The organism is Streptomyces anatolicus, from assembly GCF_019400875.1.
Classification (GTDB): domain Bacteria; phylum Actinomycetota; class Actinomycetes; order Streptomycetales; family Streptomycetaceae; genus Streptomyces; species Streptomyces anatolicus.
The window spans coordinates 1-10791 of record NZ_WMBF01000206.1; the positions used below are offsets into that span (position 1 = coordinate 1).

Sequence of the window (10791 nt, forward strand, 5' to 3'; positions counted from 1 at the left end):
GGGCCCCGCCCCGCCCAGCTCGTCCCGGGCCACCAGCGGTCCGAACACCGACTCGGCGGCGCCGACCACCGCCACCACCACCGAGAACTGCGCCACGATCGACCAGAGCCAGGGGCGTCCGGTGAACTCCCGCCAGCCGTCCCGCAGGTCGGAGAGGAGCCCGCCGCCGGGCGCGCGCTCCGGTATGTGGCTGACGTCGAGGAAGGAGCGCAGCGCTCCGGCGACGGCGAACGCCACCGCGTCCACGGCGAGCACCCAGCCGGGGCCGATCGCCGCGACCATCAGCCCGCCGAGCGCGGCGCCGCCGAGGCCCGCTCCCTGCATCGCCATCCGGTACAGCGCGAACGCCCTGCTGACCTGCTCGCCGCTGACCGAGGACATCAGCATGCCCTCGGCCGCCGGCCCGAAGAAGGCCTGCCCCACGCCGCCGAGACCGGTGAGCAGCATCATCTGCCACAGCTGCGGCTCGCCCGCGATGACGAGTACGGCGAACGCCGCCTGCGACACGCAGTTGAGGGTGTTGGCGGCGACCATCACATGGTGGCGCGGCAGCCGGTCGGCGACCGCACCGCCGATGAGCAGGAAGAGTACGAGCGGCAGTGTCCGCGCGGCGGCCACAAGGCCGACGTCCCCGCCGTCGCCCCCGGCGTCGAGAACCGCGAACGCCGCCGCGATCAACGCCCCGTGGCTTCCGAGGTTCGTCACGATCGCGGCGGCGGTCAGCAGCGTGTAATTGCGCCCCGCCCAGGAGGGGCGGCGGCGCGGCGCGGGGGCGGGAGTCGTCGTCACCCCGGGACTATCCCCGGCGGTGGGCCGACTTGCCAAACCGTTTCCTCAGTGGCTCAGAATGGACGGGTGTCGGCCGCGGGGAGCGGCCGAGGACGCGCCCGGGGCAGGACGCTCGTGGCAGCTCAGGATTCCTCCTCGGAGCCCGCCTCGCTCCACCGCACCGTGGCGAGGATCTGCTTCACCATGTCGTCGGAGATCTCCTCCTTGACGCCCTTGGCGCCGTAGAGGGTCCAGGACACGTACTCGCCGCCCTCGTTCTTGAAGGAGAACGTGGTGGCCTTGCCCTCCGAGTCGCACTTGGCGGACGTGGCCGCGCCGGAGGTCGTGGAGGTGACGAGGCTGCCCTTGACGCCCGACTTGGTGGTGTACTCCTCCACCTCGCCGATCTTGATCTTCTTCTTGTCGGCCTTGGTCTGCTCGGTGTAGCCGCCGAAGACCCACCAGGCCGAGTCGTTGCGCGCGACGTCCTCGGTGTTCTTGGCGCCGTTCTGCCCCTTGGTGCCGACGACGGCGAGCGAGGTGTCGTCGGGCTCGCCGTCCTTGTCGTCGTCCGACGTGCACCACTTCTCTTTGTAGACCGCGGGCGCCGTCATGCCGATGATCGTCTTCGTGCCCGGGTCCTTCCGGTCGTCGAAGGCGATGAAGGTGCCCGGCGTCTCGACCTTCCAGCCGGCCGGGACGTCGAAGGCGGTGCCCCACTTGGGGTTCACCACGACCTGCCAGCCGTCGATCGTCGGCTTGTCCTCGCCACCCTCGCCGCGCTCGTTCCCCTCGCTGCTGGGCTTCGGGCTCGGCTTGTCGGTCACGGACTTCGAGGGCTTCGCCGGACCCGCCTCGTCGTCCTTGCCGTCCTCGTCACCGCCGAGAACGAGGAAGCCGGTGACACCGGCCGCCACCACCACGGCCAGCGAGGCGACGATGGCGGTGACCTTCGTCTTGTTGCCGCCACCGCCCTGGCCGCTCCCACCCTGGCCGCCCCCGCCGCTCTGCTGCGGGACACCGGGCGGCGGCGTCGGCGCCGACCACTGCGGCTGCTCGGGCTGCGAGAACGCGCCCGAGTGCGGCTGCTGGTATCCACCCGCCGGCGGCTGCTGCGGGTAGCCTCCCGCGGGCTGCTGCTGGTATCCCGGCTGCTGATACGGGTTCGGCGCCTGGTACCCCGGCTGCTGGTACGGGTTCGGATTCTGGTTCTGCGGGTTCTGCTCGCCCCCGGGCGGCTGCTGTTCTGGCCACATGGCCAGTAACCATAGAGGGGCCAAGGCGCCGGGTGCCACGGGCGTCCGTCCGGAACGGCACCGGGCCACCGCCGCCGGGGTGACGTAGCGGGGGAAAGCGTCAGGATTCCGTCGGGTCGCCGTGGGTGCGCACCGTGCTGAGGATCTTCATCACGGTCGCCTCGGGGATCTCGTCCTGGACGCCCTTGGCGCCGTACAGGCTCCACGCGACGTACGCGCCCTCGGAGTTCTTGAAGCCGAAGGTGATCGCCTTGCCGTCCGAGGCGCACTTGCCCTTCTGCGGCGAGTTCGTGGACTCGGCGCGGGCGATGCTGCCCTTGATGCCGGACTTGGTGGTGTAGGGCTGGGCCTTCTCGTCGGAGGTGAAGCTCTTCTTGTCCGGCTGGGTGTAGGCGGCGTAGACCCACCAGGCGACCTGGTTGACCGCGACCTGCTCGGTGTTCTTCGCGCCGTTGGCGCCCTTGGTGCCGACGGCGGCCAGCTCGTGGTCCTCGGTCCTGCCGTCCTTGTCGTCGTCGGTCACGCACCAGGTGGGCTTGAGGTAGGCGGGCGCCGACATGGTCATCAGCGGCTTACCGGTCTTGTTGTCCTCGAAGGCGATCGCGGAGCCGGGGTTCTGTATCTCCCACTCGGGCGGTACGTCGAACGCCGTGCCCCACCTGGGGTTCACCACGACCTGCCAGCCCTTGATGGTCGGCTTCAGGCCGTTGTCCGCGCCGCGCCCGCTGTCGCCGTCCTCGGCGCCATGGTCGTCGGCGGCGGGCTCCGGCTCCTCGGAGGCGGTCTGCGCGGGGGCGCCCGCCTTGGGGTCCTTCTCGTCCTCGCCACCGCCGCCGAGGACCAGGAAGCCGGTTACACCGGCGGCCACGACCACGGCGGCCGCCATCACGAGGGAGACGGCCTTGACCTTGCCGGCCTTGTTGACCGCGTTGCCGCCCCCGCCCGTCTGTGGCCCGGACACGGGCTGCTGGTAGGGATTCGGCGCCTGATATCCCGGCTGCTGATAGGGATTTGGCTGCTGAGGCTGCTGAGGCTGCTGAGGGTGATGGTGCTGCTGATGTCCTTGCCACATGGCCGGACACGATACGGGGGCCGCCCGGCCAAGATCACGTCCACCCCGAAGGGTCCCGGCGCCCGCTCAGTCCTCGGCCATCTCGTACACACGCACGGTCGAAAGGATCTTCTTCACCGTCGTGTCCGGAAGCTCCCCCGTCACGCCCTTCGCCCCGTGGAAGGACCAGGACACGAACTTCCCGTCGGAGTCCTTGAAGGCGAACACCGTCGCCTTGCCGTCGGAGTCGCACTTCTCCTGCTTGTCGACGCCCGTCGAAGTGGCGCTCGCCAGGCTGCCCTTGAGGCCCGACTTCGTGGTGTACGACTCCACGGGGCCCGTCGTGACCTTCTTCCTGTCGGGCTGTGTGTAGGCGCCGTAGACCCACATGGTCGCGTCGTTCTCCGCGACCTTCTCGGTGCTCTTGGCGCCCTTGTTGCCGCGGGTGCCCGCCGCGGCCAGCGGGACGTACTCCTTGGTCCCGTCCCTGTCCTCGTCGCTCGCGCACCACTTCTCCTTGAAGTAGGCGGGAGCGGCGTACGCGGCGAGGAACGGCGCCGATTCGTCGTCGGCGTCCTTGTCCTCCACGAACCCGCCGGCCCAGTCCCTCGATTCCAGGGACCACTCGGGAGGCACGTCGAACGCGATGCCGAGCCGCGGGTTCACGACGACCTTCCAGCCGGGCACGGTCGGCTCGGGATCGCCGCCTTCGGCACGGGGGTTGTCGGCGGAACCGGACGGGCTCGAAGAGGCGGACTTCGTCGGCTCCGGCTCAGGCTTCGCGGTGTCGTCCTCGTCGCCGCCGAGCAGCAGGAACCCGGTGACGCCCGCGGCCACCACCACGGCCGCCGCCGCGGAAAGCGCGATGACCTTGGTCCGCCTGCTGTTGCCCCGCGGGGGCTCGGGCGCCGCGCCCTGCGGGCCGCCGGGCATGGTCGGCGCGTCCCAAGGGGCCTGTTGCCCATAGGGCTGTCCATAGGGCTGCTGGTGCCCGGTCTGCTGGTACCCCGGCTGCTGGTACGGATTCTGCCCAGGACCCCCCTGGCTCTGGCCCTGCGGATTCTGCCCCTGGCCCCGCTGGTCCCGCTCGCCCCCGGGCGGCTGCTGTCCATGCCACATGGACGCCAACGATAGGTGACGGTGATCTACGGCAAGGAGGGCCCTGGCCAATCCAGGCTACCCATGGGTAACATCGCGGCCATGAGCGCAGACCAGATGTCGATCGGCGAGATGCTCGCCGCCACGGTGCCGATGGCCAGGACCCTGAACCTCGAATTCCGGGAGACCACGCCGGACAAGGCCGTGGTGGCCCTGCCGGACCAGAGCGAGTACCACAACCACGTCGGCGGCCCGCACGCCGGCGCCATGTTCACGCTGGGCGAGTCCGCGAGCGGTGCCATCGTCCTCGCCGCGTTCGGCGCGCAGCTCTCCCGCGCGGTGCCGCTCGCCGTCAGCGCCGAGATCGCGTACAAGAAGCTGGCGAAGGGCCCCGTGACGGCCACGGCCACGCTCGGCCGCCCGGCCGCCGAGGTGATCGCCGAACTCGACGCGGGGCAGCGCCCGGAGTTCCCGGTCGCGATCGAGATCCAGCGCGCGGACGGCGCGGTGACCGGCGAGATGACCGTCCTGTGGACCCTCCGGCCCAACAACCCCAGCTGACGGACCGGGGTGAGCGGCAGCCGACGGAGGCCGGGTGTGGGCGGCGTCGGTCCTTCCCGGTGATCCCCGCCCGGTAGGCTGCGCGGGCGTGCGTGCCCCACCGGTCGCGCACGCCGGGGCAAGCACTGGCACTACGGGAGGAACCGGCGTTGCACGTCCAGGAGTGGCTGGAGCAGGTGCCAGCCGTCAGCATCTACGCGCTGGTGGGAATCGTCATCGGTCTGGAGAGCCTGGGCATTCCGCTGCCCGGCGAGATCGTCCTGGTCTCCGCGGCTCTCCTCTCCTCCCAGCACGGTGACATCGACCCGGTGATCCTGGGTGTGTGCGCCACGGCGGGCGCCATCATCGGCGACTCCATCGGGTACGCCATCGGGCGCAAGGGCGGTCGGCCGCTGCTGGCCTGGCTGGAGCGGAAGTTCCCCAAGCACTTCAGCGCGGCCAATGTCGCGACCTGCGAGCGGTCCTTCCAGAAGTGGGGCATGTGGGCGGTCTTCTTCGGCCGCTTCGTCGCCCTGCTCCGCATCTTCGCGGGCCCGCTCGCGGGCGTCCTGCGCATGCCGTACTGGAAGTTCCTCGTCGCCAACGTCCTCGGCGGCATCGTCTGGGCGGGCGGCACCACCGCCGTCATCTACTACATCGGCGTGGTCGCCGAGGACTGGCTGAAGCGCTTCTCCTACCTGGGCCTCGCCATCGCCGTGCTGATCGGCGTCGGCTCGATGCTGTTCGTCAAGCGCAGGGCGAAGAAGGCGGCGGCCGAGGCGGATGCCGAGGCCGCGGCCTCCGGGTCCGCGACGGCCGAGCGGGAGCCCGTGACCGTCGGCGACTGAGTCACCGGGGCGACCGAGTCACCGTCGGCGGCCGAGTCACCGGCCGGCGTGCGCCTCGCGGTGGGCCCTGGCCAGCTCGACGTACATCGTGCCGTTGTACGAGATGCCCTCGCGCTCCTCGTCGGTGAGCGGCCTGCGCACCTTGGCGGGCACGCCCGCGACGAGCGAGCCCGGGGGCACGCGCATGCCCTGCGGCACGAGAGCCTGCGCCGCGACCAGGGAACCGGCGCCGATCACCGCGCCGTTGAGGACCGTCGCGCCCATCCCGATCAGGCAGTCGTCCTCGACGGTGCAGCCGTGCAGCACGGCGTTGTGCCCCACCGAGACGCGCTCGCCGATGGTGATGGGGAAGCCCGGGTCGACGTGGAGGCTGCAGTTGTCCTGGATGTTGCTGTCGGCGCCGACGACGATGGGCCCGCAGTCGGCGCGCAGCACCGCGCCGTACCAGGCGCTCGCCCCGGCGTGCAGCGTCACCTCGCCGAGCACGACCGACGTCGGCGCGGTGAAGGCGTCCTGGTCGATCTTCGGGGCCTTGCCGCCGATGCCGGTGATGAGTGCCTCGTGGCTCATCGGATGTCTCCTTCTCCGGTACGTCTTCCCCGGTGCGTCTCGCCGGTACGTCTTCTCCGTACGTCTCTTCCGTACGCCGTCGCGCCTGACGGCACCGTACGGGACGCGGGGGCGGACGCGGCCGCGTGGGGTGAAGATCACAGGCCGGGGGCCTGCGGGGCCCGACGGCACTGAGTAACGTGAGCGCGTGCCCAAGAACAGGAACACGTTCTCATCCCTCGCCGCCGGGCCGCGCCGTCTCGCGCAGCGCGCGGTCCACTCGGGCTGGGCGTGGGTGCAGCGCACGGGCGCGGTGACCGCCGCGCACCCGGGGCGGCTGCGGTTCGCCGCCATCGGGGAGGGCACGAAGCTCGCCTTCCCGCAGGGCACGGTCTTCGGGGAGCCGTGGATCCGGCTCGGCGACCACTGCGTCGTCGGTGAGCACGTCACGCTCACCGCCGGGATGATGCCGGACCTCGACCTCGGTCCCGATCCGATACTGAGCATCGGCAACGGCGTCGTACTCGGCCGCGGCAGCCACATCATCGCGGACACCACGGTGACCATCGGCGACGACTGCTACTTCGGCCCCTATGTGTACGTGACGTCCACCAACCACTCCTACGACGATCCGCACACGCCCATCGGCAAGCAGTGGCCGCGCATGGACCCCGTGGAGATCGGGCCCGGATGCTGGATCGGGACGGGCGCGGTGATCCTGCCGGGGGCCCGGATCGGGCGGAACGTCGTGGTCGCCGCCGGGGCGGTCGTACGCGGTGAGGTGCCGGACCGCGCTGTGGTTGCCGGGGCGCCGGCCCGTGTCGTGCGGACCTGGGACGCGGATCTGGGCTGGCAGCCGCCTCTGCGTACGCCCGCGCCCGTGCCGATTCCCGAGGGCATCACGCCGGAACAGCTGATCGCCCTGGGGGAGTTGGGGGAGGGGTGAGCCGGGCGGCGCGCGGCCCGCGGTCGCGTTCCGGCGGTCCCGGAGGTGCCCGGCGCCACTGACAGGGCCGAACCCCGCAGTACAGTGTGGTGAACCATCGGGAACCATCAGGTGCACCACTGCACCACCGCACCACCGCACCACGCCGTAGTGCGGCCCCGTGAACTTCGTCATCCAGGCTATTGGACGGAATGTGTCGGACCTCGACCAGCTCACCCAGTCGCTCGCGCGCAACCTCAAGCGCTGGCGCAACGAGAGGGGCTTCACCCTTGACGCCCTCGCGGCCCGCGCGGGCGTGAGCCGCGGCATGATCATCCAGATCGAGCAGGCCAGGACCAACCCCAGCGTGGGCATCACGGTGAAGCTCGCGGACGCGCTGGGCGTCAGCATCACCACGCTCCTCGACTACGAACAGGGGCCCCACGTCCGTCTCGTGCCGCCGGAGCAGGCGGTGCGCATGTGGTCCACCGAGGCGGGCAGCAACACCACCCTCCTCGTCGGCGCCGAGGCGCACGGCCCCTTCGAGCTGTGGTCCTGGTATCTGATGTCGGGCGAGGGCAGCGACTCCGACGCGCACCCGCCGGGCACGGTCGAGCTGCTGCACGTCTCGCGGGGCGAGCTGACGCTCGTCGTGGACGGCGTCGAACACGTCGTCGCGGCGGGTTCGGCCGCCACCTTCGAGGCCAACGTGCCGCACGGCTACCACAACAAGGGCGCCGAACCCGTCGAGATGACGATGTCGGTCTCGGTGCCGCCCGCCCACGCGGCTTCGTACTGAGGGCTGTCGGTGTCCCGCGCGCGGGGGCTGTTAGCGTGCCGCCATGCGTGCTCCTCTCGGTGATTTCGATGTCGTCCACCCCGCTCCCGAGGTCCTCGGCCAGCTGGTCGCGCCCGTCGCGGAAGCCGTACGCGGCTGGAGCGGGCCCGTCCCCGCCGACGAGCTGATCCATGTCGACACCGACCCCCAGTGGGCCGACACCGCCACCTTCCTCGGGCACTACGGCCCCGAGCTGCTCAGCCAGTCCGCGAACTGCGTGGTCGTCGCGGGCAAGCGCGGCGGCGGGACCACGCTCGCCGCGTGCGTCGTGCTGTCCGGGACGCGGGTGGACGTGAACGGCGTCGTGCGCCGTCAACTCGGCGCCCGCAAGGCCTCGTTCGCCCCGATGGAGACCGCCACGGGCGAGACCGGCATGGAGTACGGCGGCGTCACGCCGATCGGGCTGCCCGCCGCGTGGCCGCTGCTCGTCGACGCCGCCGTCGTCGATCTGCCGTACGTCCTCGTGGGCAGCGGAAGCCGCCGCGGCAAGCTGATCGTGCCCGGGAAGGTCTTCGCCGGACTGCTGAACGCGGTGGTCATCGAAGGTCTCGGCACCGCGGCCTGACCCCGGGATGACGGTGACGGTCGGCGGTCAGGCGTCCAGGCCGCCGCGCGCGACGAGTTGACGCGCGATCACATTGCGCTGGATCTCGTTCGTGCCCTCGCCGACGATCATCAACGGCGCGTCGCGGAAGTAGCGTTCGACGTCGAACTCGGTGGAGTAGCCGTTGCCGCCGTGGATGCGGACCGCGTCCAGCGTGATCCGCATGGCCGCCTCCGACGCGAAGAGTTTGGCCATGCCCGCCTCCATGTCGACGCGCCGGCCCGCGTCGGCCTCGCGCGCCGCGTGCAGGGTGAGCTGGCGGGCGGCCGAGAGCGAAGTCGCCATGTCCGCCAGGTAGTTGCCGATGGACTGGTGCTGCCAGATCGGCACGCCGAACGACTCGCGCTCCTGGGCGTAGCGCAGCGCGTCCTCGAACGCGGCCCGCCCCACGCCGACCGCGCGGGCCGCGACCTGGAGCCGTCCCGTCTCCAAGCCCCGCATCATCTGCCCGAACCCCTCGCCCTCGACGCCGCCGAGCAGCGCGTCGGCCGGGGCGCGGTAGCCGAAGAAGGACAGCTCGCAGCTCTCCACGCCCTTGTAGCCGAGCTTCGGCAGATCGCGCGAGAAGGTCAGGCCGGGGCCGTGCTCGACGAGCAGGACGGAGATGCCGCGGTGGCGGGGCTCGGCGTCCGGGTCGGTCTTGCAGAGCAGCGCGATCAGCTGGGAACGGCGGGAGTTGGTGATCCAGGTCTTCGCGCCGTCGACGACGTATCCACCGCCGTCCTCGTCACGGCGGGCGACCGTGTGCAGCGCCTGGAGGTCGGAGCCGCCGCCCGGTTCGGTCAGCGCGATCGCGGCGCGCACCTCGCCGGTGGCCATCCGGGGCAGCCAGCGGCGCTTCTGCGCGTCGGTGCCGTAGTGCAGCAGCAGCTTCGCGACGACCGTGTGGCCGCCCATCGCGCCCGCGAGACTCATCCAGCCGCGCGCCAGCTCCTCGGTGACCAGGACGTAGCACGGGGTGGAGACGGCCGTGCCGCCGAACTCCTCCGGCACGGCGAGCCCGAAGACGCCGAGTTCCTTCATCCGCTCGATGAGCGCCTCGGGGTAGGTGTCGGTGTGCTCCAACTGGCGGGCGACAGGCCGTACTTGCTCATCGACGAAGTCCCGTACGGTCGTGACGACCAGCTGCTCGGCCGGGCAGAGGCTGTCGAGGGCGCTCACCGGCAGACCCCCTCCGCGAGCAGCCGCGCGATGGCTTCGGGGTCGCGCCCCAGCTCGGCGAGGATCGCCTCGGTGTGCTCGCCCGCCGCCGGGACCGGGTCCATGCGCGGGGTGACCCCGGAGAGACCGACGGGCGGCAGCAGCGCCTGTACGGGCCCGGGCGCGCCCGGCACCCCGACCTCCTGCCAGCGCCCGCGTTCGGCCAGCACGGGGTGGTCGAGGAACTCGTGGACCGAATTGACGCCCGCGTTGGCGATGTTGGCCTGATCCAGCAGCTTCATCGCCTCCTCGGCGCGGAGTTCACGGAAGCGTACGGAGATGATCGCGTCCAGCGCCTCGCGGTGCGCCACGCGGTCGGACCCGGTGGCGAAACGGGGGTCGTCCGCCAGGTCGGGGCGGCCGATGAACTCCGTGCACAGCGCGGCCCATTCGCGCTCGTTCTGCACGGACAGCAGCACGTCCTTGCCGTCGGCCGCGGTGAACGGCCCGTACGGGGCGACCGTCGCGTGCCGGGCGCCGACGCGGGGCGGCTGGGTGCCGCCGTACCGCGTGTAGTAGGCGGGCTGGCTCATCCACTCGGCGAGCGCGTCGAAGAGGGAGACCTCGACGGCCGGTGCGCGGCCGGTCGTCGCCCGAGTGAACAGGGCGGAGAGGATACCGCTGTACGCGTACATCCCGCCCGCGATGTCCGCCACCGAGATGCCGACGCGCACCGCCTCGTCCGGGGTGCCGGTGAGCTGGAGCAGCCCCGTCTGGCACTGCACGAGCAGGTCGTACGCCTTGCGGTCCGCCCAGGGACCGTCCGTGCCGTAGCCGCTGATGGTGCAGGGGATGAGGGACGGGTAGCGGGCCTGCAGCTCGTCCGCGCCGAGGCCCATGCGGGTGGCGGCGCCGGGGGCGAGGTTCTGCACGAACACGTCCGCGCCGGCCAGCAGCTCCTCCAGGATCTCTCTGCCGGGTTCCGACTTGAGGTCGAGGGTGAGTGATTCCTTGGAGCGGTTGAGCCAGACGAAATAGCTGGCTTGGCCGTGGACGGTGGTGTCATACCGCCGCGCGAAGTCGCCCCCGTCGGGGCGCTCTACCTTGATGACCCGTGCCCCGAGGTCGGCGAGTTGGCGGGTGGCGAAGGGGGCGGCGACGGCCTGCTCAAGGC

Annotated in this window: 12 protein-coding genes; 5 read left to right on the forward strand and 7 right to left on the reverse strand. The window is 71.3% G+C overall.

Annotated elements, in window-relative coordinates; all coding sequences use genetic code 11:
• The 4 genes from GKQ77_RS18900 to GKQ77_RS18915 all read right to left on the reverse strand — a co-directional run.
• Positions 1-789, reverse strand: a 789-nt coding sequence (locus tag GKQ77_RS18900) for an MFS transporter (protein ID WP_219690092.1), incomplete at its 3' end; no start/stop codon positions are given.
• A 122-nt stretch (positions 790-911) separates the two neighbouring features.
• Positions 912-2024: a DUF8017 domain-containing protein gene (locus GKQ77_RS18905; protein ID WP_219690093.1), complete on the reverse strand. Its 1113-nt coding sequence runs from the start codon at positions 2022-2024 to the stop codon at positions 912-914.
• A 100-nt stretch (positions 2025-2124) separates the two neighbouring features.
• A complete protein-coding gene (locus GKQ77_RS18910) occupies positions 2125-3096 on the reverse strand; it encodes a DUF8017 domain-containing protein (protein WP_219690094.1) in 972 nt (323 codons plus the stop codon).
• Between the two features lie 66 nt (positions 3097-3162).
• Positions 3163-4194 carry a DUF8017 domain-containing protein gene (locus tag GKQ77_RS18915; protein ID WP_219690095.1) on the reverse strand — a complete coding sequence of 344 codons (1032 nt, stop codon included), beginning with the start codon at positions 4192-4194 and terminating at the stop codon, positions 3163-3165.
• An 81-nt stretch (positions 4195-4275) separates the two neighbouring features.
• Here GKQ77_RS18915 and GKQ77_RS18920 point away from each other — a divergent pair, with 81 nt between their 5' ends.
• A complete protein-coding gene (locus tag GKQ77_RS18920) occupies positions 4276-4734 on the forward strand; it encodes a DUF4442 domain-containing protein (RefSeq protein ID WP_219690096.1) in 459 nt (152 codons plus the stop codon).
• Between the two features lie 149 nt (positions 4735-4883).
• Positions 4884-5561: a DedA family protein gene (locus GKQ77_RS18925; protein ID WP_219690097.1), complete on the forward strand. Its 678-nt coding sequence runs from the start codon at positions 4884-4886 to the stop codon at positions 5559-5561.
• A 36-nt stretch (positions 5562-5597) separates the two neighbouring features.
• Here the strand turns inward: GKQ77_RS18925 and GKQ77_RS18930 are convergent, their stop codons facing one another.
• Entirely contained in the window at positions 5598-6131 is a 534-nt protein-coding gene (locus GKQ77_RS18930) for a gamma carbonic anhydrase family protein (protein WP_219690098.1), read from the reverse strand.
• 187 nt (positions 6132-6318) lie between these two features.
• Between GKQ77_RS18930 and GKQ77_RS18935 the strand changes: the two genes are divergently transcribed.
• From GKQ77_RS18935 to GKQ77_RS18945, 3 genes are all read left to right on the forward strand, one after another.
• A complete protein-coding gene (locus GKQ77_RS18935) occupies positions 6319-7056 on the forward strand; it encodes an acyltransferase (protein ID WP_219690099.1) in 738 nt (245 codons plus the stop codon).
• Between the two features lie 193 nt (positions 7057-7249).
• Positions 7250-7834: a helix-turn-helix domain-containing protein gene (locus tag GKQ77_RS18940; protein WP_219690103.1), complete on the forward strand. Its 585-nt coding sequence runs from the start codon at positions 7250-7252 to the stop codon at positions 7832-7834.
• 43 nt (positions 7835-7877) lie between these two features.
• Complete coding sequence (locus GKQ77_RS18945; protein ID WP_219690100.1) at positions 7878-8438, forward strand: YbaK/EbsC family protein; 561 nt, start codon at positions 7878-7880, stop codon at positions 8436-8438.
• 27 nt (positions 8439-8465) lie between these two features.
• On the opposite strand, the gene GKQ77_RS18950 is transcribed toward GKQ77_RS18945, so the two are convergent.
• Together GKQ77_RS18950 and GKQ77_RS18955 are read right to left on the reverse strand one after the other, a co-directional pair.
• Positions 8466-9638 (reverse strand): acyl-CoA dehydrogenase family protein, encoded by a 1173-nt coding sequence (locus GKQ77_RS18950; RefSeq protein WP_219690101.1) that lies wholly within the window; start codon positions 9636-9638, stop codon positions 8466-8468.
• Positions 9635-10791: CaiB/BaiF CoA transferase family protein (locus tag GKQ77_RS18955; protein ID WP_219690102.1), on the reverse strand; the 1157-nt coding region annotated here is incomplete at its 5' end. The genes GKQ77_RS18950 and GKQ77_RS18955, both read right to left, overlap by 4 nt.

What these genes read in the sequence shown, in the direction of transcription:
- GKQ77_RS18905 (WP_219690093.1), bottom strand. Translation starts at nt 2,024, where the DNA reads ATGTGGCCAGAACAGCAGCCGCCCGGGGGCGAGCAGAACCCGCAGAAC.
- GKQ77_RS18910 (WP_219690094.1), bottom strand. Translation starts at nt 3,096, where the DNA reads ATGTGGCAAGGACATCAGCAGCACCATCACCCTCAGCAGCCTCAGCAG.
- GKQ77_RS18915 (WP_219690095.1), bottom strand. Translation starts at nt 4,194, where the DNA reads ATGTGGCATGGACAGCAGCCGCCCGGGGGCGAGCGGGACCAGCGGGGC.
- GKQ77_RS18920 (WP_219690096.1), top strand. Translation starts at nt 4,276, where the DNA reads ATGAGCGCAGACCAGATGTCGATCGGCGAGATGCTCGCCGCCACGGTG.
- GKQ77_RS18930 (WP_219690098.1), bottom strand. Translation starts at nt 6,131, where the DNA reads ATGAGCCACGAGGCACTCATCACCGGCATCGGCGGCAAGGCCCCGAAG.
- GKQ77_RS18945 (WP_219690100.1), top strand. Translation starts at nt 7,878, where the DNA reads ATGCGTGCTCCTCTCGGTGATTTCGATGTCGTCCACCCCGCTCCCGAG.